Here is a 24928-nt window from a genome sequence, read left to right on the forward strand (position 1 = left end):
CTAGCACGCGTGCCCGCGAGGGGACTTGGCGTCGGGTGGCAACTTTCTGCAAGCGCCGTTGTCCCGGCCGAAACGGGGCTGTTAGACATGGCCAAGTTGTCATGCTTGGCAATTCTCGTTTACATCACTGCATTGAGGGTGAGTGGCTGTGTCAGACGTTCGGGGCGCCCTTCTTCCGCTGACCGCTGCCCAGTCGGGTGTGTGGTACGCGCAGCAGTTGAATCCGCAGAACACGATCTTCAACACCGGTGAATTCCTGGAAATCGCGGGACCGGTGGACGCCGGCCTGTTCGAGGCCGCTCTGCGCCGGGTCGTCGCCGAGGCAGAGACCCTGCGGCTGCGCTTTTTCGAGGCGGACGGCGGCCCCGTCGCCCGGATCGTCCCGGCCGACAGCTTCGACCGGTACCTGCACGTGGTGGACGTCAGCGCCGAACCCGACCCGACGGCCGCGGCCCGCGCCTGGATGGCCGAGGACTTCGCCAAGCCCCTGGACACCGAGCACGACCAGCTCTTCCTCTTCGCCCTCTTCAAGATCGCCGACGACCGTTACTTCTGGCTGCACCGCTACCACCATCTGCTGGTCGACGGCTTCACCGTCAACATGGTCGCCCGCCGGACCGCGGAGGTGTATTCGGCGCTGGCGGCCGGCGAACCCGTGCCCGGCACCCCCTTCGCCCCGCTGACGCGCCTCCTCGACGAGAAGGCCGACTACCAGGACTCCGAGCGGTTCGCGCGCGACCGCGCCTACTGGATCGACCGGCTCAAGGAGTGCCCGGAGCCGGTCAGCCTCTCCGGCGAGCAGCCCACCCTGGCCCGTTCCCTGGCCCGCCGCACCGCCCATCTCGCCCCGGCGGACACCGACCGGCTGCGCGCCCTGGCCTCCGACGCCTCCGTCACCTGGCCGCCCGCGCTGATCGCGGCCGTGGCCGCCTGGCTCCAGAACCTCACCGGCGCCCCGGAGGTCGTGCTCGGCCTGCCGGTGTCCACCCGGCTCGGCCGTACCGGCCGGAGCGTCCCCGGCATGGTCTCCAACGTGGTGCCGCTGCGTATCGCCGTCGAACCCGGCCTCACCGTCGAAGAGCTGCTGACCCGGGTGTCCGCGGAGACGCGCGCGGCGATGAAGCACCAGCGCTACCAGTTCGAGGACCTGCGGCGTGATCTCGGCATGCTCGCCGACGAACGACGCCTGGTCGGACCGCACGTCAACATCATGATGTTCGACTACGACGTCACCTTCGGCGGACACCCCGCCAAGCCGCACAACCTCTCCATCGGCCCCGCCGACGACATCTCCTTCATCGTCTACGACCGGGGCACCGGCGCCGGGCTGCAGATCGACTTCGACGCCAACCCCGACCTGTACGAGGACGACGCGCTCCGCGCCTACCAGGAGACCTTCCTCGACTTCCTGCACCGGCTCGGCTCCGCCGCCCTGGACGAGCGGGTCGACTCCATCGCGCTCGACGCCGAGCAGGTCGCGGCCCTGCCCGTACGCCGGCAGACCGCCGGGCGGACCGGGCAGGAGCCGCTCGGGGCGGGCGGGCACCGGGCGCCGCGCACCGCGCAGGAGGAGGCGCTGTGCCGTCTCTTCTCCGAGGTGCTCGGCGAGGACGTCGTCTCCGTCGACGACAACTTCTTCCTCCGGGGCGGAAGTTCGCTCCAGGTGACCCGGCTCGTCGGCCGTATCCGCCGGGAGCTGAACGCGGAACTGACGCTGCGCACCGTGTTCGAGAACGCCACCGTCGCCACACTCGCCGAGGCGCTCGGCTTCGCGCCCGGCGCCCGGCCGGCCCTGACGGTCCGTCCCCGGCCGGAGCTGCTGCCGCTGTCGGCGGCGCAGAACCGGCTGTGGTTCCTGAACCAGATGGAGACAGGCGGCGCCGCCTACAACGACGGCCTGACGGTGGAGCTGTCCGGCCGGCCGGACGTCGAAGCGCTGCGCACGGCGCTGGCGGACGTGGTGGCGCGGCACGAGAGCCTGCGGACCGTGTTCCCCGTCCGTGACGGCGCCCCGCACCAGTACGTGTCCGCGCCCGAGGACGCCCGGCCCGAGCTCCTCACCGCCGACGTCACCGACGGCGAGCTCGAGGGTGAGCTCGCCGCGGCGGCACACCGCGGTTTCGACCTCGCGTCCCAGATCCCCGTCCGGGCGCACCTGTTCTCCACGGCACCCGAGCGGCACGTCCTGCTCGTGGTGGTGCACCACATCGCGGGCGACGGCTGGTCGGTGGCGCCGTTCACCCGTGACCTGTCGGCCGCCTACGTGGCCCGGCTGGGCGGCGCCGCGCCCGAGTTCACGCCGCTGCCCGTCCAGTACGCCGACTACACGCTCTGGCAGCAGGAGCTTCTCGGCGACGAGAACGACCCCGCGAGCGTCCTCGCCCGGCAGATCGCGCACTGGCGCACCGCGCTGGCCGGCCTGCCGGAGGAACTCGCCCTGCCGGTGGACCGGCCGCGCCCCGCGGTGGCGAGCCACGAAGGCGGCAAGATCGCGCTCCGGCTCGGCCCCGACGTCCACGCACGACTGCGGAGCATCGCCCACGAGAGCGGCGCGAGTGTGTTCATGGTGGCGCAGGCCGCCCTCGCGGCGCTGCTGAACCGGCTCGGCGCCGGCGACGACATCCCGGTCGGCACGGTCATCGCCGGCCGTACCGACGAAGCCCTCGGCGACCTCGTCGGGTTCTTCGTGAACACCCTGGTGCTGCGTACGGACGTGTCCGGCGACCCCACGTTCCGTCAGCTGGTGGACCGAGTACGGGAGACGGACCTGGCGGCGTACGCGAACCAGGACGTGCCGTTCGAGCGGCTGGTCGAGATCCTCAACCCGGTGCGTTCGCTCGCCCGGCACCCGCTGGCCCAGGTCACCCTCGCCCTCGAGGACAACGAGGCACCGGTGCTCGACCTCCCCGGGATCAGCGCGTCCCCCCGCCACCTGGAGACGGACACCGCCAAGTTCGACCTCGGGTTCCGCCTCGGCGAGCGCTTCACCGGCACCGGGGAACCGGCCGGTGTCGACGTCCGGCTCGAGTACGCCCGCGACCTCTTCGACGAGTCCACCGCGGCCGGCATCGGGGAGCGCTTCCTGCGGCTCTTCGAGGCCGTCACCGCGGACCCGGACGGCCGGGTCGCGGCCGTCGACATCCTGTCCGGCGACGAACGCGAAGACCTCCTCACCGGCTGGAACGACACCGCCCAGGACGTCCCGTACGCCACCGTCCCCGAGTTGTTCGCCGAACAGGTCCGCACCACACCGGACGCCACCGCCCTCGTCGCCGACGACGTGTCCTACGGCTACCGGGAACTCGACGCCCGGGCCGCCCGCCTGGCCGCACTCCTGCGCGACCGCGGCGTCCGCCGCGGCTCGGCGGTGGCCGTCGCCCTGGGCCGCTCCGCCGACACCGTCGTCTGTCTCCTCGCCGCGATGAAGGCCGGCGCCGCCTACGTGCCCGTCGACCCCGCCTACCCCGCGGACCGCATCGCGTACATCCTCGGCGACGCGCGCCCCGCGCTCGTCGTCACCACCCGCGCCCTCCAGGACGCGCTCCCCGGCGACGGACCCGAGCGGCTGCTCCTCGACGAGACCGAGCTGCCCGCCGAAGGCCACGGGGCGACCCGCCTCGTGCCGCTGGACGCCGCGTACGTCATCTACACCTCGGGCTCCACCGGACGCCCCAAGGGCGTCGTCGTCACCCACACCGGCGTCGCCAGCATGACCGCCGCCCACCGCAGCTGGTTCGGCGGCGGCGCGGGCCACCGGGTGCTCCAGTTCTCGTCCCCCAGCTTCGACGCGTCGATGTGGGAGATCCTCACCACGCTGCTGAACGGGTCCACCCTGGTCGTCCCGTCCGCGGAGCGGCTGGCCGCCGGCGAGCCCCTGGCCGGCCTGCTCGCCGAGCGGCAGGTCACCCACGCCACCCTGCCCCCCGTCGTGCTCTCCGCGATGGGCGAGGCGCAACTGCCCGCCGCGATGACCCTGGTCACCGCCGGAGAGGCCTGTTCCGCGGAGCTCGTCGACCGCTGGGCCCCCGGCCGGAAGATGGTCAACGCCTACGGCCCCACGGAATCCACCGTCTGCGCCACCATGAGCGCACCCCTGCGCCCCGGCGTGGGCACCCCCACCATCGGCCGGCCCATCACCAACACCCGCGTCTACGTGCTCGACGCCGGCCTGCGGCCCGTACCCGCCGGCGTCCCCGGCGAGCTGTACCTCACCGGCGCCGGACTCGCCCGCGGCTACCACGACCGCCCCGCGCTCACCGCGGAACGCTTCCTCGCCGACCCGTACGGCGCTCCCGGCTCACGTATGTACCGCACCGGCGACCTCGTGAGATGGAGCGCCGACGGCGAACTGGAGTACCTCGGCCGCGTCGACGACCAGGTCAAGATCCGCGGCTTCCGCATCGAACTCGGCGAGATCGAGGCACGGCTGCTCGCCCACGACGACGTCGCCCAGGCCACCGTGATCGTCCGCGAGGACCGCCCCGGCGACAAGCGGCTCGTCGCCTACACCGTCGCCGCCGACCCGGCCCGCCCCGCCGCCGACCCGGCCGCACTGCGCGGACACGTCGCCGCCGCCCTGCCCGACTACATGGTGCCCGCCGCCGTCCTGACCCTGGACCGGCTGCCGGTGACGGTCAACGGCAAGCTGGACCGCAAGGCGCTGCCCGCCCCCGACTTCACCCGGCTCAGCACCGGACGCGCCCCGCGCACCCGCCGGGAGAGCGTGCTGTGCGAGCTGTTCGCCGAGGTCCTCGACCTCGAAACCGTCACCGTCGACGACGGCTTCTTCGACCTCGGCGGCCACTCGCTGCTCGCCACGCGCCTCATCAGCCGCATCCGGACCGCCCTCGGGGCCGAACTCACCGTACGCAACCTCTTCGAGACGCCCACCGTCGCCGCCCTCGCCGAACACCTCGGCGGCGCCGGACAGGCCCGGGAGGCGCTGACCGTACGCGAGCGCCCCGCCGAGATCCCCCTCTCGCACGCCCAGCGCCGCCTGTGGTTCCTCAGCCACCTCGAAGGCCCGAGCGGCACCTACAACCTGGGACTGTCCCTGCGGCTCACCGGGCGCGTCGACACCGACGCCCTCGAGGCGGCCCTCGCCGATGTCACGGCACGCCACGAGGCGCTGCGCACCCTGTTCCCCGACGTCGACGGCCGGCCCCGTCAGATGGTCCTCGACGCCGCCGACACGGCGGCCCGGCCCCGGCTGCACCTCGCCGGGACGGACCTCGACGCACTCGACGAGACGCTGAGCGCCGCCGCCGCACAAGGGTTCGACGTGGCCCGCGAAATCCCCGTCCGGGCTCACCTGTTCACCCTCGCACCGGACGACCACGCACTCCTGGTCGTCGTCCACCACATCGCGGGCGACGGCTGGTCGCTCGCCCCGCTCGCGAAGGACCTGTCGACGGCGTACGCGGCCCGGCTGGGCGGCGGCGCGCCCGGCTTCGCGCCGCTGCCGGTGCAGTACGCGGACTACACGCTGTGGCAGCGGGACGTGCTCGGTGACGAGGACGACCCGGACAGCGAGCTCTCGCGCCAGGTCGACCACTGGCGCGCCGAGCTGGCGGACCTGCCCGAGGAGCTGGCACTGCCGGCGGACCGACCGCGCCCCGCGGAGATGAGCCACCGCGGCGAGACACTCGACTTCACCGTCCCCGCCGAGCTGCACGCCCGTCTCTCCGAGGTCGCCCGGGAGACCGGCACCAGCCTCTTCATGGTCTTCCAGGCCGCACTGGCCACCCTGCTGCACCGCCTGGGAGCAGGGACGGACATCCCGATCGGCTCGCCGATCGCCGGCCGCACGGACGAGGCGCTCGACGACCTCGTCGGCTTCTTCATCAACACGCTGGTGCTGCGCACGGATGTGTCCGGTGACCCGACGTTCCGTGAACTGCTGGAGCGGGTGCGGGAGACGGATCTGGCGGCGTACGCGAACCAGGACGTGCCGTTCGAGCGGCTGGTGGAGGTGCTCAACCCCGAGCGCTCCATGGCCAGGCACCCGCTCTTCCAGGTCTCCCTCCAGCTCCAGAACATCCCGGCGTCCGACATCGCCCTCCCCGATGTCGAAGCCCGCCGCCAGCCCGTCCGTCTGAACACCGCGAAGTTCGATCTGTCGTTCACGTTGGCGGAGACGGCCGAGGGTGTGGAGGGGAGTGTGGAGTTCGCGGTCGATCTGTTCGACCGGGTGTCGGTTCAGGTGCTGGCGGCGCGGTTGGTGTCGGTGCTGGACGTGGTGGCGGCTGATCCGGATGTGCGGGTCGGTGCGGTGGACGTGTTGGGTGCGGTCGAGCGTGAGCGGGTGCTGGGGGAGTGGGCCGGGGTCAAGTGTGCGCTGGAGCCGGTGACGTTCCACGGGTTGTTCGAGGCTGCGGTGGACCGGTGTCCGGATGCGCCGGCGGTGGTGGGTGCGGATGGTTCGGTGTTGTCGTATGCGCAGGTGGAGGCGTGGGCGAACCGGTTGGCGGGTTGGCTGGTGGGCCGGGGTGTGGGGCCGGAGGGTGTGGTGGCGTTGGTGCTGCCGCGTTCGGTGGACATCGTGGTGGCGCAGTTGGCGGTGCTGAAGGCGGGGGCGGCGTATCTGCCGGTGGATCCGGACTATCCGCAGGAGCGGATCGACTACATGCTCCAGGACGCCCGGCCGGTGCTGGTCCTGCGCGAGCTGCCGGAGATCGACGAGCAGGCGGACGGTGGCCGTCTCGCGGTTTCGGTGGCGTCGTCGAGTCCGGCGTATGTGATCTACACGTCGGGGTCGACGGGGCGGCCGAAGGGTGTGGTGGTTCCGCATGCGGGGCTGGCGTCGTTCGCGGCGGCGGAGGTGGAGCGGTTCGCGGTCGATGCGCAGAGCCGGGTGCTGCAGTTCGCGTCGCCGAGTTTCGATGCGTCGGTGCTGGAGCTGGTGATGACGTTCGCGGCGGGTGCGGCGTTGGTGGTGCCTTTGCCGGGTCCGTTGGCGGGTGAGGTGCTGGCCGAGGTGCTGGTGTCGCAGCAGGTGTCGCATGCTCTGGTGCCGCCGGCGGCGTTGGCGAGTGTTCCGGCGGGTGAGTATCCGCACTTCCGGTCGTTGGTGGTGGGTGGTGATGCGACGTCGGCGGAGCTGGTGGACCGGTGGGCTCCGGGGCGGCGGATGGTCAACGCCTATGGTCCGACCGAGTCGACGGTGGCGGCGACGATGTCGCAGCCGTTGGTGGCGGGTTCGGGTGTGCCGTCGATCGGTACGCCGATCGCGAACACGCGGGTGTATGTGCTGGACGGTGGTCTGCGTCCGGTGCCGGCGGGTGTGGCCGGGGAGTTGTACATCGCGGGTGCGGGTCTGGCGCGCGGCTATCTGGGTCGGCCGGGGTTGACGGCGGAGCGGTTCGTCGCCGATCCGCACGGCCCGGCGGGTACGCGCATGTACCGGACGGGGGATGTGGCGCGCTGGTCGCGTGCGGGTGAGCTGGAGTATCTGGGCCGGGCGGACGATCAGGTCAAGGTGCGTGGTTTCCGCATCGAGCTGGGCGAGATCGAGACGGTTCTGGGTGCGCATGAGGCGGTCGCTCAGGTGGCGGTGGTGGTGCGGGAGGACCAGCCGGGCATCAAGCGTCTGGTCGCCTACCCGGTCCCGGCCACCGACGAAGGCGTGGACGTCGACGCCCTGCGGGCCCACGTCGCGGCGAGTCTGCCGGACTACATGGTGCCCTCGGCGTTCGTCGTCCTCGACGCGCTGCCGTTGACCGTCAACGGCAAACTCGACCGCAAAGCCCTCCCCGCCCCCGAGTTCACCGGAGCCGGTCAGGGCCGGCAGCCGCAGACCGTCAAGGAAGACATCCTCTGCGGCATCTTCGCCGAGCTGCTGGGTCTGGAGTCGGTGTCGGTCGACGACAGCTTCTTCGAGCTGGGTGGCGACAGCATCGTGTCGATCCAGTTGGTGAGCCGGGCGCGTAGGGCCGGGTTGGTGTTCTCGGCGCGTGAGGTGTTCCAGCACCGTACGCCGGAGGCTCTGGCGGCCGTGGCGGTGTCGTCTTCGTCGGTGCGGGCGGAGGATCCGGCGGCGGGTCTGGGGCTGGTGCCGGAGACGCCGATCGTGGGCTGGCTGCGTGAGCTGGGCGGCCCGGTGGACGGGTTCAATCAGGCGATGCTGGTGCGGACGCCGGCGGGCGCGACGCTGGAGCGGATCGAGTCGGCGTTGCAGCGGGTGCTCGACCACCACGACGTGCTGCGCTCGCGGCTGGTGCGCGGCGACGGCACCTGGAACCTCGAGGTCGCCGCGCCCGGTGCCGTTCGGGCAGCCGGCCTTCTCCGCCGTGCCGAAGGTGACATCGCCGCCGAGGCGCGTGCCGCTCAGGAGCGGCTGGCGCCGGACGCGGGTGTGATGGTGCAGGCCGTCTGGTTCGAGGACACGGACCGGCTGCTGCTCATGGCCCACCACCTCGTCGTCGACGGCATCTCCTGGCGCCTTCTCCTCCCCGACCTGGCCCTGGCCTACGAGGGCGCGGACCTGGAGCCGGTGGGCACGTCGTTCCGCCGGTGGGCGCAGGAGCTGCGGGCTCTCGCCGAGGACCGGACGGCGGAACTGCCGCTGTGGCAGGAGATGCTGGCCGGTGACGACGCGCCGATCGGCTCTCGTCCGCTGGACCCGGCCGTCGACACCGCCTCGGCCGTCCGGCACCTGTCCCTGACGCTCCCCGCCGACGTCACCGCACCGCTCCTCACCCGCGTCCCCACGGCCTACCGGGCGGGCATCAACGATGTGCTGCTCACCGGCTTCGCGCAGGCGGTGGCCCGGTGGCGGGGCGACGGTTCGTCCAGCATCCTCGTGGACCTGGAGGGCCACGGCCGTCAGGACGTCGTGGACGGGGCGGACACGTCCCGCACGGTCGGCTGGTTCACCAGCATGTTCCCCGTCCGGCTCGACGCCGGCCGGGACAGCGACCCGGGTCGTGCGCTGAAGGCGGTCAAGGAGGAGCTGCACGCCCTGCCCGACAACGGCATCGGCTACGGCCTCCTGCGCCATCTCGCCCCGGAGACCTCCGCCGCGCTCGCCGAACTCCCCTCGCCGCAGATCGGCTTCAACTATCTGGGCCGTTTCGACGCCGCTGACAACGCCGGCACACAGGCCGCCGACTGGTCCCTGTGCTCCGACGCCGACCTCGGCGACGGCCGCGACCCCGGTATGCCCCTCACCCACGCCCTCGACCTCAACGCCGTCACCCAGGACCACGCCGACGGCCCGCGCCTGGTGGCCGACTGGTCCTGGCCCGCGGAACTCTTCTCCGAGGACGAGGTGCGGGCGCTGGCCGAGGGCTGGTTCGCCGCTCTCCGCGCTCTTTCCGAGCACGCGGCCCAGCCGTCCGCCGGTGGTCTGACGCCCTCCGACCTGCGTCCGCTGGTCTCCGTGACCCAGGAGCAGATCGACGCCCTGGAGGCCGAGCACGGGCGGATCGCGGACATCCTCCCCCTCTCCCCCCTCCAGCAGGGCCTGTTCTTCCACGCCGTCTACGACGAGCAGGGCGACGACGTCTACACCGTCCAGCTCGCCCTCGACATCGAAGGCCCCCTGCGGGCGGACGCCCTGCGCGCCGCCGCCGGCACACTGCTCGCCCGGCACGCGGGCCTGCGGGCGGCCTTCCGCCACGAGGGCCTCGACACCGCCGTGCAGGTCATCCCGGAGAGCGTCGGACTGTCCTGGTCCCAGGTGGACTTCAGCGCAGTCCCGGTCGCGGACCGGGACGCGGCCGTACGCCGCTGGATGGACGACGACCGGGCCGCACGCTTCGATCCCGCCCGCGCTCCGCTGATGCGCTTCGCGCTGCTGAGGACCGCCGGCGACCGGCACCGACTGGTGATCACCAATCACCACATCCTGCTCGACGGCTGGTCCATGCCCGTCCTGGTCAAGGAACTGCTGGCGCTCTACGGCCACGCCGGGGACGGCACCCGGCTGCCCCATGTCACCCCCAACAGGGAGTATCTGACCTGGCTCGCCGGCCAGGACCGCACCGCCGCGGAGGCGGCCTGGCGGCAGGTCCTCGACGGGCTCGACGAGCCGACCCTGGTCGCCCCCGGCGGCCGGGACGGCAGCCCCGCCGCGCCCGACCGTGTGACGGTCGAGCTCCCGGCGGCGCTCACCGAACGGCTCACCGCCCTCAGCCGGACCGGTGGAGTCACCCTCAACACCCTGTTCCAGGGCGCCTGGGCGATGGTCCTCGGTCAACTCACGGGCCGTCAGGACGTCGTCTTCGGCGGCACGGTCTCCGGCCGCCCGCCGCAGGTCCCCGGCATCGAGTCCATGGTCGGCCTGTTCATCAACACCCTCCCGGTGCGGGTCACCCTCGACCCGGCCCAGCCTCTCGGCGCGCTGCTGGAGCGGCTCCAGGACCAGCAGGCCGCTCTCATGGACCACCAGTACCTCGGTCTCACCGACATCCAGCAGGCGACCGGACTCGGTGAACTCTTCGACACCCTGGTGGTGTTCGAGAACTATCCGCTCGACGCGGACGTACTGGAGATCGGGCACGGCCTCACGGTCACCGGCATCGAAGGACACGACGCCACCCACTACCCGCTGATCCTCACCGCCGTCCCCGGCGAGCGGCTGCAACTGCGGCTGGACTTCCGTACCGACCTGTTCGACACCGCCGCCGCCGACACCCTGATGGGCCGGCTGGTGCGGCTGCTGGAGAACGCCGCCGAGCAGTTCGGCACGCCCGTCGGCCGGATCTCCCTCCTCGGCCCGGACGAGCGCCACCGGCTGCTCGTCACCTGGAACGAGAGCGAGGGCGACGAACGCGACGACCGGGCGGTGCCCGCCCTCTTCGGCGACCTCGCCTCCTGGTCGCCGTCCGCCGCGGCCGTCGTCGGTGACACCGGCACCGTCTCGTACAAAGAACTCGACGCGCGGGCCAACCGGCTGGCGCACCGGCTGCTCGCCGCGGGCGTCGGGCCGGAGGACCGGGTCGCGCTGTACATGGAGCGCTCGGCCGACCTGGTGGCCGCCCTGCTCGCCGTCCTGAAGGCGGGCGGCGCGTACGTGCCGCTCGACCCCCGGTTCCCTCAGAGCCGGATCGGTCACATCCTCACCGAGACGGGCGCCACCTTGCTGCTCGTGGACTCGGCCGCCGACGTTCCCGGTGCGGCGTCCGGACTGACGGTGATCGAGGCCCAGGCGGCCCTCGCCGCGGCCGACGCGCCCTCGCACGACACGGGCGTCACCGTGCGCCCCGACCAGCTGGCGTACGTCATGTTCACCTCCGGGTCCACCGGTCTGCCCAAGGGCGTCGCCGTCACCCACCGCGACATCGCCGCGCTGGCCGCCGACCGCCGCTTCGAGGACGGGCACGAGCGCGTGCTGCTGCACTCGCCGACCGCCTTCGACGCGTCCACCTACGAGCTGTGGGTCCCGCTGCTCGGCGGCGGACAGGTCGTCGTCGCCCCGCCCGGGGACCTCGACGCGGTGACACTGCGCGACCTCGTCGACCGGCACGGGGTCACGGCCCTGTGGCTGACCGCGGGCCTGTTCCGCCTGATCGCCGAGGAGGGCCCCGGCTGCCTCGCCCGTGTCCGCCAGGTGTGGACCGGCGGTGACGTCGTCCCGGCCGCCGCCGCCCGGCGGGTGCTCGAGGCGTGCCCCGGAGTGGTGCTCGTCGACGGCTACGGACCGACGGAGACCACGACCTTCGCCACCACCTGCCGTGTCGAGTCGGCGTCCGAGGTGCCGCAGTCCCTGCCGATCGGCAGGCCGCTCGACGGCATGCGGGTGTACGCACTGGACGCGGCCCTGCGCCCGGTGCCCGCCGGAGTCGCCGGTGAGCTGTACATCGCCGGCGCCGGCCTGGCCCGCGGCTACCTCGGCCGGCCCGGCCTGACCGGTGAGCGGTTCGTCGCCGATCCGTTCGGCCCGGCGGGCAGCCGGATGTACCGCACCGGTGACCTGGTCCGCTGGAACGCGCACGGCCAGGTCGAGTACCTGGGCCGCACCGACGACCAGGTGAAGGTCCGCGGCTTCCGTATCGAGCTCGGTGAGATCGAGGCGGTGCTCGCCCGTCACGGGAGCGTCGCGCAGGCGTCGGTGATCGTCCGTGAGGACCGTCCCGGTGACCAGCGGATCGTCGCCTACGCGGTGCCCGCCGAAGGCGCCGCGGCCGACCCGGCGGCGCTGCGCGACCATGTGGCCGCCGCCCTGCCCGAGTACATGGTGCCGTCCGCGTTCGTCACCCTCGCCGCCCTTCCGCTGACCGGCAACGGCAAGGTCGACCGCAGGGCGCTGCCCGCGCCGGAGCTGGGTGCCACGGCGTCCGGGCGCGGCCCGCGCAGCGCCCAGGAGGAGATCCTCGCCGGGCTGTTCGCCGAAGTGCTCGGCCTGCCCGCGGTCTCCGTCGACGACAGCTTCTTCGACCTGGGCGGCCACTCGCTGCTGGCCACCCGGCTCGTCAGCCGCATCCGGTCCGTCTTCAGCGCCGAACTCGCCGTCCGCGCCCTGTTCGAGGCGCCGACCGTGGCCACCCTCGCCGGCCGCATCGCCGGTGCGGGAGGCGCGCGCACGGCACTGACGGCACGGACACGGCCGGAGGAGATCCCGCTGTCCCCGGCCCAGCGCCGCCTGTGGTTCCTGAACCGCTTCGAAGGGCCCGGCGCCACCTACAACCTGCCGCTGGCGCTCCGCCTCACCGGACACCTCGACCCGGCCGCCCTCCATGCCGCGCTCGCCGACGTGGTCGCCCGGCACGAGAGCCTGCGCACCGTCTTCCCCGAGGTAGACGGGCGGCCCCGCCAGCTCGTGCTGACGGCCGACGCGTCCAGGCCCGCCCTGCCGACGGTGGACGTCGCAGCGGACGAACTCGACACCGTCCTCGGCGAAGCCGCCGCGGAAGGCTTCGACCTCGCCTCCCAGCCGCCCCTGCGGGCACGGCTGCTGCGGATCTCCGCGACCGAGCACGTGCTGCTCGTCGTGGTGCACCACATCGCCGGCGACGGCTGGTCCATGGCCCCCTTCGCCCGCGACCTCGGCCTCGCCTACGACGCACGGCGCGGCGGCGCCGCCCCCGCGTGGGAGCCGCTGCCCGTCCAGTACGCCGACTACACGCTCTGGCAGCGGGACGTCCTCGGTGACGAGACGGACCCGGACAGCCCCCTGGCCCGGCAGATCGACCACTGGCGCACCACCCTCGCCGGGCTCCCGGAGGAGCTGTCCCTCCCCGTGGACCGGCCGCGTCCCGCCGAGGTCACCTACCGCGGCGACAGCATCCCGCTGCGGCTGCCGGCCGAGGTCCACGAGCGGATCGTCGCCGTCGCCCGGGAGAACCGCGCCAGTGTCTTCATGGTGGTCCAGGCCGCTCTGGCGTCGCTGCTGGGCCGTCTCGGCGCGGGCGAGGACATTCCCGTCGGCAGCGTGATCGCGGGCCGTACGGACGAGGCGCTGAACGACCTCGTCGGGTTCTTCGTGAACACCCTGGTGCTGCGGACCGACCTCTCCGGCGACCCGACCTTCCGTGAACTCGTCGAACGGGTACGAGAGACGGATCTGGCGGCGTACGCCAACCAGGACGTGCCGTTCGAGCGGCTCGTGGAGATCCTCAACCCGGTCCGCTCACTCGCCCGCCACCCGCTGTTCCAGGTGATGCTGGCCTTCCAGAACAACGCGGAGGCCACCCTCGGCCTCGACGGCGTGCGGGCGGACGCCCTGCCGATCGGGCTCGCGGCCGCCAAGTTCGACCTGCTGTTCTCCCTCGAGGAGACCTTCACCGAGGACGGCGCCCCCGCCGGACTGAGCGGCGTCGTCGAGTACTCCGCCGACCTGTTCGACCGCACGACCGTCGAGGCCGTCGGCGAGCGGCTCGTCCGCCTGCTCGACGCCGTCACCGAGGCACCCGACACCCGCATCGGCTCCGTCGACGTGCTCACCGGCGCGGAGCGGCACCGGGTCCTCACCGAGTGGAACGACACCCACCGGGAGGTCCCGCCCGCCACGCTGCCCGAGCTGTTCCAGGACCAGGTGGCCCGCACGCCCGGGAAGGCGGCCGTCGGGCACGCCGGCCAGGAACTGCGCTACGCGGAGCTCGACGAGCGTGCCAACCGGCTCGCCCGTCTGCTGATCCGGCACGGTGCCGGGCCGGAGCAGTTCGTCGCGCTCGCCCTGCCACGCTCCGCCGAGATGATCGTCGCGCTGCTGGCCGTACTGAAGTCCGGTGCCGCCTATCTGCCCGTCGACCCGGGCTACCCGGCCGACCGCATCGCCTTCATGCTCTCCGACGCCCGGCCCACGCTGGTGCTCACCACGAAGGAGGCGGCCGCCGCACTCCCGGAGGGCACCGACGCGCTGCTGCTCGACGACCCGCGACACCGGCGCGAACTGGCGGCACTCCCGGGCGGCGCCCCCACCGACGCCGACCGGGTCCGCCCGCTCACCCCGGACCACCCGGCGTACGTGATCTACACGTCCGGCTCGACCGGCCGCCCCAAGGGCGTCGTCGTCGCCCACCGCAGCGTCGCCGACTTCGCGGCCTGGGCCGTGTCCGACATCGGCGAGGAGCGGCTGTCCGACGTCCTCGCCGCGACCTCGCTCAACTTCGACGTCTCCGTCTTCGAGATGTTCGGACCGCTGCTCAGCGGCGGCAGGATCGAGGTCGTCCGCGACGTGCTCGCCCTGCTGGAGAGCACCGAGGACCGCACGTACAGCCTGATCAGCGCGGTGCCGTCGGCCCTCGCGCACACCATCGGCCAGGGCGGACCCGCCCGGTTCGGCGCCGGTCTGGTCGTGCTCGCCGGTGAGGGCCTGTCCGCCCACACCGCGAACGCCGTCCGGGCCGCCGTCCCCGGCTCCACGATCGCCAACATCTACGGGCCGACAGAGGCCACCGTCTATGCCACCGCCTGGTACGGCGGCGACACGGACACCGACCGCACGCCGCCGATCGGCAGGCCGCTGCACAACACCCGCGCCCATGTGCTCGACGCCGGGCTGCGCCCGGTGCCGCCGGGCGTGCCGGGAGAGCTCTATCTCGCGGGCACGGGCCTCGCCAGGGGCTATCTGAACCGGCCGGCGCTGACCGCTGAGCGGTTCGTCGCCGACCCGTTCGGCCCGGCGGGCAGCCGGATGTACCGCACCGGTGACCTGGTGCGGTGGAACGCCGACGGCGAGATCGAGTACCTCGGCCGCACCGACGACCAGGTGAAGGTCCGCGGCTTCCGCATCGAACTCGGCGAGATCGAGGCCGTGCTCGCCCGCCACGAGGCCGTCGCCCGCACCGCCGTCGTCGCCCGTGAGGACCGGCCGGGCGACCAGCGGATCGTCGCCTACACGGTCCTGGCCGAGGGCGCCGGCACCGACGCGGCCGCGCTGCGGGAGCATGTGGCCGCCGCGCTGCCCGAGTACATGGTGCCGTCCGCGTTCCTGTTCCTGGACGCACTGCCGCTCAACCCGAACGGCAAGCTGGACCGGCGGGCCCTGCCCGCACCCGACTTCGCATCGGACGCCGGCACCGGCCGGGCGCCGCGCACCGAGCGCGAGCACACGCTCTGCGCACTGTTCGCCGAAGTCCTCGGCGTGGAGCGGGTCTCCATCGACGACAGCTTCTTCGACCTGGGCGGCCACTCCCTGCTCGCCACCCGGCTCGTCAGCCGGGTGCGGACGCTCTTCGGCGCCGAACTCGTCGTCCGCGCACTGTTCGAGAGCCCGACGGTCGCCGCCCTCGCCGAGCAGCTCGGCGACAGCGCGGCCGCCCGGCCCGCCCTGGTGGCCCGGGTGCGCCCGGAGAACGTGCCGCTGTCCCCGGCCCAGCGCCGGCTGTGGTTCCTGAACCGCTTCGAGGAGCGCAACGGCACCTACAACCTGCCCCTGGCCGTGCGCCTCACCGGCGACCTCGACCCGCACGCCCTGCAGGAGGCGCTCGGTGACGTGGTGACCCGCCACGAGAGCCTGCGCACCGTCTTCCCCGACACCGACGGCCGGCCGCGCCAGCTGGTCCTGGCGCCCGAGCAGGCACGCCCCGGACTCCCCGTGTGCGACCACGACCCGCAGGCCCTCGCCGCGGCCGCGGCCCAGGACTTCGACCTGGCCGCCGAACCGCCCCTGCGGGCACGGCTGTTCCGGATCTCCGCGACCGAGCACATCCTGCTCGTCGTCGTCCACCACATCGCGGGGGACGGCTGGTCCATGGCGCCCCTCGCCCGTGACCTGGGCCAGGCGTACCGGGCACGGTGCGCCGGCGAGGCGCCCGCCTGGCAGCCGCTGCCCGTCCAGTACGCCGACTACACGCTCTGGCAGCGCGACGTGCTCGGCGACGAGGACGACCCGGACAGCGGACTCGCACGGCAGACCGCGTTCTGGCAGCACACCCTCGCGGGACTCCCGGAAGAGCTGGCGCTGCCGGCCGACCGCCCCCGCCCCGCGGAGATGAGCTTCCGCGGCGACACCGTCCCGCTGGAGATCCCGGCCGCGGTGCACGCACCGCTGGCGGCGCTGGCACGCGAGAGCCGGGCCAGTGTCTTCATGGTGGTGCAGGCCGCGCTCGCCGCACTCCTCGGCCGGCTCGGCGCCGGCACGGACATCCCGATCGGCTCGCCGATCGCGGGCCGCACGGACGAGGCTCTCGACGACCTGGTCGGCTTCTTCGTCAACACCCTCGTCCTGCGCACCGACGTGTCGGGCGACCCGACCTTCCGCGAGCTGGTGGAACGGGTGCGGGAGACCGATCTCGCCGCCTACGCCCACCAGGACGTGCCCTTCGAGCGGCTCGTCGAACTCCTCAACCCGGAGCGCTCCCTCGCCAGGCACCCCCTGTTCCAGGTCATGCTCTCCCTCCAGAACAACGCGGAGGCCGCCCTCGACCTCGACGGCCTGCGGATCGAGCCGCACGACACCACGGTGGACGGCGCCAAGTTCGACCTGTCGTTCCAGCTGGCGGAGCGGTTCGCCGAGGACGGCAGCCCGGCCGGCATCGGCGGACGCGTCGAGCTCGCCACCGACCTGTTCGACCCGCAGACCGTGCGGGAGCTCGCGGAGCGCCTGGTGCGGCTGACCGCCGAACTGGTCACCGACCCCGACCGGCGGCTGTCGGCGGTGGACGTCCTCACCGAGGAGGAGCGCCACCGCGTGCTCCACGAGTGGCGGGGCACCACGCGTGACGTTCCCGCCTCGACGCTGCCGGAGCTCTTCGCGCAGCAGGCGGCACGCACCCCGCACGCCGTCGCCCTCGTCGCCGGCGACACGCGCCTGACCTTCGCCGAACTCGACGCCCGCGCGGGCAGGCTGGCCCGGCTCCTCATCGGCCACGGCGTCGGCCCGGAGCAGTACGCCGCCGTCGCCCTGCCTCGTACCGCAGACCTGGTCGTCGCCGTCCTCGCCGTCATGAAGGCGGGTGCCGCCTATGTGCCGGTCGACCCGTCGCTGCCGGCGGACCGGATCGCGCTCCTGCTCCGGGACGTCGGCACCAGCGCCGTGCTCACCTCGCAGGCCACCCGCGACGCGATCCCCGCGGACCGCGGCCCGATCCGTATCGAGGTCGACGCCCCCGCCGTCGTACAGGCGCTGGAGGAACTGCCGGGGACGGCTCTGGACGACTCCGAACGGACCGCCGCCCTGCGGCCCGACCACCCGGCCTACGTCATCCACACCTCCGGCTCCACCGGCCGTCCCAAGGGCGTCGTGGTCGCCCACCGCTCTCTGGGCAACCTGTTCCACCACCACTTCGACGAGCTGTACGCCGACCTGATCGCCGATGCGGGCCGGCCGCTGCGCGCCGCCCTCACCGCCGCCGTGTCGTTCGACGCCTCGCTCGACCCGCTGCTGTGGATGGTGGCGGGCCACGAACTGCACCTCGTCGACGACGACACCCGCCGTGACCCGGCCGCGCTGATCGCCTGCGTACGCGACGCGGGCATCGACTTCATGGAGCTCACGCCGTCCTACGCCGAACAGCTCATGGAGGAAGGACTCGTACGGGACCCGGCGGCACGGCCCCGGATCCTCGCCCTCGGCGGCGAGGCCGTGAGCCCGGCTCTGTGGCGCGAGCTGGCCGAGACGCCCGGCGTCACCGGCGTCAACCTCTACGGGCCCACCGAGACCACCGTCGACACGCTGACCGCACGCACCGGCGAAACGGCGCGGCCGCTCATCGGCCGGCCCGTCGGCAACAGCCTCGTCCAGGTGCTGGACGAGGCACTGCGGCCGGTCGCGCCGGGTGTGGCGGGCGAGTTGTACATCGCGGGTGCCGGTCTGGCGCGCGGCTACCTCGGCCGGCCAGGGCTGACGGCGGAGCGCTTCGTCGCCGACCCGTACGGCCCGGAGGGCTCGCGGATGTACCGCACCGGGGACGTCGTGCGCTGGACCCGTGACGGCGAACTGGAGTACTTGGGCCGGGAGGACGACCAGGTCAAGGTGCGTGGTTTCCGGATCGAACTCGGTGAGATCGAGTCCGTGCTGTCCCGCTACGAAAACTCCGCGCAGGTCGCGGTGGTGGTACGGGAGGACCGTCCCGGCATCAAGCGCCTGGTCGCCTATCTCGTACCGCGTGCGGGGGAACTGGACACGGTGGCGGCCCGCGCCCATGTGGCGCAGGCGCTTCCCGAGTACATGGTCCCTTCCGCCTTCGTGGCACTGGACGCGCTGCCGCTCACCGCGAACGGCAAGCTGGACCGGCGAGCCCTGCCGGAGCCCAAGGCCACAGGCAGCGGCACCCGGCGGGCCCCGCGCACCGAGCGCGAGGAACTGCTGTGCCGGCTGTACGGCGAGCTGCTGGGTCTGGAGTCGGTGTCGGTCGACGACAGCTTCTTCGAGCTGGGTGGCGACAGCATCGTGTCGATCCAGTTGGTGAGCCGGGCGCGTAGGGCCGGGTTGGTGTTCTCGGCGCGTGAGGTGTTCCAGCACCGTACGCCGGAGGCTCTGGCGGCCGTGGCGGTGTCGTCTTCGTCGGTGCGGGCGGAGGATCCGGCGGCGGGTCTGGGGCTGGTGCCGGAGACGCCGATCGTGGGCTGGCTGCGTGAGCTGGGCGGCCCGGTGGACGGGTTCAATCAGGCGATGCTGGTGCGGACGCCGGCGGGCGCGACGCTGGAGCGGATCGAGTCGGCGTTGCAGCGGGTGCTCGACCACCACGACGTGCTGCGCTCGCGGCTGGTGCGCGGCGACGGCACCTGGAACCTCGAGGTCGCCGCGCCGGGCACGGTGCCGGCCGTGGAGGTGCTGCGACGCGGGACCGGTGACATCGCCGCCGAGGCGCGTGCCGCTCAGCAGCGGCTGGCGCCGGACGCGGGTGTGATGGTGCAGGCCGTCTGGTTCGAGGACACGGACCGGCTGCTGCTCATGGTCCACCACCTGGTGGTGGACGGAGTGTCCTGGCGGATCGTGCTGCCGGATCTGGCCCTTGCCTATGAGGGTGGGGAGCTGGAGCCGGTGGGCACGTCGTTCCGCCGGTGGGCGCAGGAGCTGCGGGCTCTCGCCGAGGACCGGACGGCGGAACTGCCGCTGTGGCAGGAGATGCTGGCCGGTGACGACGCGCCGATCGGCTCTCGTCCGCTGGACCCGGCCGTCGACACGGCCTCGGCCGTCCGGCACCTGTCGCTGGCGCTTCCCGCCGAGGTCACCGGGCCGTTGCTCACCGAGGTGGCGGCCAGGTACCGGGCGGGCGTCAACGATGTGCTGCTCACCGGCTTCGCGCAGGCGGTGGCCCGGTGGCGGGGCGACGGTTCGTCCAGCGTCCTCGTGGACCTGGAGGGCCACGGTCGGGAGGACGTGGTCGAGGGGGTGGACACCTCCCGGACGGTGGGCTGGTTCACCAGCATGTTCCCCGTTCGGCTCGACGCCGGCCGGGACAGTGACCCGGGTCGTGCGCTGAAGGCGGTCAAGGAGCAGCTGCACGCCCTGCCCGACAACGGCATCGGCTACGGCCTCCTGCGCCATCTCGCCCCGGAGACTTCCGCCGCGCTCGCCGAACTCCCCTCGCCGCAGATCGGCTTCAACTATCTGGGCCGTTTCGACGCCGGTGACGGCGCCGGCACACAGGCCGCCGACTGGTCCCTGTGCTCCGACGCCGACCTCGGCGACGGCCGCGACCCGCAGGGCCGTGTCGCCCACGCGCTCGACGTCAACGCCGTCACCCTCGAACAGGCCGACGGCCCGCGTCTGGTGGCCGACTGGTCCTGGCCCGCCGGCCTGTTCTCGGACGACGAGGTGCGGGCGCTGGCCGAGGGCTGGTTCGCCGCCCTCCGTGCTCTCGCCGAGCACGCGGCCCAGCCGTCCGCCGGTGGTCTGACGCCCTCCGACCTGCGTCCGCTGGTCTCCGTGACCCAGGAGCAGATCGACACGCTGGAGGCCGGGCACGGGCGGATCGCGGACATCCTCCCCCTCTCCCCCCTCCAGCAGGGCCTGTTCTTCCACGCCGTCTACGACGAGCAGGGCGACGACGTCTACACCGTCCAGCTCTCGTTCGACATCGAGGGCTCCGTGGACCGCGACGCGCTGCGCGCCAGTGTGCGGACGCTTCTCGACCGGCACCCGAACCTGCGGGCGGCCTTCCGCCACGAGGGCCTCGAAGCGCCGGTCCAGATCCTCCCGGCCGACGTCGAACTCCCCTGGGAGGAGGCCGATCTGACCGGTCTCCCCGAGGCGGAGCGGGCCGCGGCCGCCGACCGGCTGGCCGCCGACGACCGGGTACGCCGGTTCGACCTCGCGGCGCCCCCGCTGATGCGGTTCACCCTCGTCACCACGGCGCCCGGCCGGCACCGGCTCCTCGTCAGCCATCACCACCTCCTGCTGGACGGCTGGTCCATGCCGGTCTTCCTCGGCGAGCTGTTCGCGCTGTACGGGAAGCAGGGCGACGGAGCCTCGCTGCCCCAGGTCACCCCGTACCGCGACTACCTCGCCTGGGTGGCCGGCCAGGACCGCACCGCCGCGGAGAACGCCTGGCGGCAGGTCCTCGACGGACTCGACGAGCCGACGCTGCTCGCCGCTCCCGACCCGTCCCGCCCGGCAGTGCTTCCCGTCCGCACACGACTGGAGCTGCCCGAGGAGCGGACCGCGGCGCTCGCCCGCTGGGCGCGCGAGCGCGGGATCACCGTCAACACCGTCGTCCAGGCCGTGTGGGCCATGGTGGTGGGGCAGCTGACCGGCCGTGAGGACGTCGTCTTCGGCGGTACCGTCTCCGGCCGCCCGCCGCAGGTCCCCGGCATCGAGTCCATGGTCGGCCTCTTCATCAACACCCTCCCGGTGCGCGTGGCGCTCGACCCGTCCGAGACGTTCGGCGCGCTGCTCGAGCGGCTGCAGGACCAGCAGGCCGAGCTCATGGACCACCAGCACCTGCCGCTCGCCGACGTGCAGCGGACGGCCGGCCACGGCGAACTGTTCGACTCGCTCGTCATCTTCGAGAACTATCCGCTCGACGCCGCCGATCTGCGCAGGTCCGCGGGCGGGCTGGGGATCGTCGGCGGTGACAACCACGAGAGCACCCACTACCCGCTGAGCCTCACCGTCAGCCTGGGCCGCTCGCTCGGCCTGGACCTGGCCCACCGGCCCGACCTGCTCGACCAGAACCGGATCGACGCGCTCGCCGCCTGTCTGCTGCGCCTCCTGGGAGAGGCCGCCGACCACGCGGAGCAGCCCGTCGGACGGCTGCGGCTGCTGGCGCCCGAGCACGAGCGGCAGGTGCTGGACCAGTGGGCCGGCACCGTCGAGCCCGAGTCCGGTCTCCCGACCCTGCTCGACCTGTTCGCCGAGCGGGTGGCGGCGACCCCCGACGCCCTCGCGGTGGTCTCGGGCGCCGAGCGCCTGTCCTACGCCGAGCTGGACGCCCGCTCCGAGAAGCTGGCGCGGGAGCTCACCGGGCGCGGCGCCGGACCTGAGAAGTACGTCGCCGTCGCACTGCCCCGGTCGGCCGGTCTGCTGGTCGCGCTCATCGCGGTGCGCAAGTCGGGTGCGGCCTATGTGCCGCTGGACCCGGAGCACCCGGCGGAGCGGATCGGCCACGTCCTCGAGGACGCCCGCCCGTCGCTGCTGCTCACCACGGCGGAGACCGCCGCCGTGCTGCCCGTCGGCGACACCCCGCTGTTGCTGCTCGACACACCCCGGACCGCGCCGGAGACCACGGCGCCCGGCCCCCGGCCCGCCGAAGGACGCAACCCGGCCTACGCGATCTACACCTCCGGGTCCACCGGCCGGCCCAAGGGCGTGGTGATCTCCCGGACGGCGCTGGACAACTTCCTCGCCGACATGTCCGCCCGCGTACCGATGGACGGCACGGACCGGCTGCTCGCCGTCACCACCGTCTCGTTCGACATCGCGGCCCTGGAGCTGTACCTGCCCCTGCTCGCCGGTGCCGGAGTGGTGATCGCGAGCAAGGACGAGGTCCTCGACCCCGCCGCGCTCGCCGCGCTGCGCACCGAGCACGGCTGCACCGTCATGCAGGCCACGCCGTCCCTCTGGCAGACGCTGGTCGCCCATGTGCCCGCCGCCCTCGACGGGCTGCGCATGCTCGTCGGCGGCGAGGCGGTACCGGGCGCCCTGGCGGAGGCGATGGCCGCGGCGGGCACGGCGGTCAACGTGTACGGGCCGACGGAGACCACCATCTGGTCGACCACGGCCGTGCTGGACGGCACCGCCGCCGCCCCGCCGATCGGCAGGCCGATCCGCAGCACCCGCGTGTACGTCCTCGACGGCGCCCTGCGCCCCGTCGCACCCGGCGTGCCCGGCGAGCTGTACATCGCCGGCACCGGCCTGGCCCGCGGCTACCTCGGACGGCCCGGACTGAGCGCCGAGCGGTTCGTCGCCGACCCGCACGGCGCACCCGGCACCCGGATGTACCGCACGGGTGACGTGGTCCGCTGGGGCGGCACGGGCGAACTGGAGTACCTGGGCCGCACGGACTTCCAGGTGAAGGTCCGCGGCTTCCGTATCGAGCTGGGTGAGATCGAGTCGGTGCTGGCCCGGCACGAGCAGGTGGCCCGGGTCGCCGTGGTCGTCCGCGAGGACCGGCCCGGCACCAAGCTGCTGGTGGCCTACACGGTCCCGGTGGACGAGGCGCCCGACGCCGCCGAACTGCGTGCGTACGCCGCCGCCGAACTGCCCGACTACATGGTCCCGGCCGCCTTCGTGGTCCTGGACGAGCTGCCGCTGAACACCAACGGAAAGCTCGACCGCAAGGCCCTGCCCGCCCCGGACTTCGGCGCACTCCCGGCCGGCCGGGCGCCCAAGGGGCCGCGCGAGGAGCTGCTGTGCCGGCTGTTCGCCGAGGTCCTGGGCCTGCCGGAGGTGGGCGCCGAGGACAGCTTCTTCACCCTCGGCGGCGACAGCATCGCCTCGATCCAGCTGGTCGGCCGGGCCCGCCAGGCCGGCCTGGTGCTCACCCCGCGCGAGGTCTTCAGGTACAAGACCGCGGAGGCGCTGGCCGCCGCGCTGCCTCAGAGCGCCGCCGAACGGGTGCTGGCCGCCGACCCGGAGGGCGCGGACCCGGCACTCGGGGCGGTGCCCGGCACGCCGATCATCCGCTGGCTGCGCGAACTGGGCGGACAGATCGACGGGTTCAACCAGTCGGTGGCCTCGCCCGTACCCGGCGACCTCACCCTCGAGCAGCTGACCGCGGTCGTCCAGACGGTCGTCGACCACCACGACGCGCTGCGCGCCAGGCTGGTGCGGACCGGCACCGACTGGGTGCTGCACATACCGGAGCGGGGCACCCTGCGTGCCGCCGACGTCATCCACCGCGTCGACGTCGCCGGCCTGGACGAGGAGCGGCTCGCCGCGGCCGTCGACGCCCAGGGCCGTGCCGCGCAGAACCGGCTGAGCCCCGGCGACGGGCTGATGGTGCAGGTCGTCTGGTTCGACGCCGGACCCGACGCCCTCGGCCGGCTGCTGCTGATCGTCCACCACCTGGTCGTCGACGGAGTCTCCTGGCGCATCCTGATGCCCGACCTGATGGCCGCCTACGAGGCCGTCACGGCCGGCCGGGAACCCGCCCTCGAACCGGTGTGGACCTCGTTCCGCCAGTGGGCGCGAGGACTGGTCGCGGCCGCCGCGGCACCCGAGCGGGTCGCCGAACTGCCGGTGTGGAACAGGATGCTGACCGGGCCTCAGGAGCCGCCGCTCGGCACCCGAGCCCTGGACCCGGCCCGTGACGTCGCCGGCACCGTACGCCAGCTCACCGTGACGCTGCCCGCGGACGTCACCCGGCCGCTGCTGACCACCGTCCCCACGGTGTTCCGCACCGGCGTCAACGACGTCCTGCTGACCGCCTTCGCGCTGGCCGTGACCGAGTGGAACCACGAGCGGGGCAGGCCGCACACCGACGGGGTGCTGCTGGACCTGGAGGGCCACGGCCGTGAGGAACTGCTCGCCGGGATCGTCCCCGACGCGGACATCTCCCGTACGGTCGGCTGGTTCACCAGCCTCTTCCCCGTCCGGCTCGACCCCGGAGTGACGGAGGCCGACCGGGCGGAGGTCCGGGCGGGCGGCCCCGCCGTCGGCCGGGCACTGGAACGGGTCGCGGAGCAGCTTGCCGCACTGCCCGACAACGGCGCCGGTTACGGCCTGCTGCGCCATCTCAACGACGAGACGGCCCCGGCACTGGCCGCACTGCCGACCCCGCAGCTCGGCTTCAACTACCTCGGCCGCTTCGCCTCCGGCGACGGCGAGGACAACGGGGACGGCGGTCTCGGCGGCAGCGACGACGCCATGCCCGCCGCGCACGCCCTGGAGCTGAACTCGCTGACGCAGGACCGGCCCGACGGCCCCCGGCTGGTGGCGTCCTGGTCGTGGCCCGCGGAGCTGTTCACCGAGGCCGAGGTGGCGGCGCTGGCCGACGGCTGGTTCCTGGCCCTGCGCGCCCTGGTGACCCACGCGGCCGACCCCGGCGCACGTTCCGCCGCCCCTGCGGCGCCGCGGAACACCGCGTCACTGGCGCCGCTCCTCGATCTCGACCAGGACGAGATCGACGCATTCGAAGAAGACCTCGGGTTCTGAGTG

1 protein-coding gene is annotated in these 24928 nt (G+C 73.2%); it reads left to right on the top strand.

Features of this window, described 5'->3' with window-relative positions:
• Positions 1 to 148: 148 nt before the first annotated feature.
• A complete protein-coding gene (locus OGH68_RS27505; protein WP_264247695.1) occupies positions 149 to 24925 on the top strand; it encodes a non-ribosomal peptide synthase/polyketide synthase in 24777 nt (8258 codons plus the stop codon).
• Positions 24926 to 24928 lie beyond the last annotated feature (3 nt).

Source organism: Streptomyces peucetius (assembly GCF_025854275.1).
Classification (GTDB): Bacteria; Actinomycetota; Actinomycetes; order Streptomycetales; family Streptomycetaceae; genus Streptomyces; species Streptomyces peucetius_A.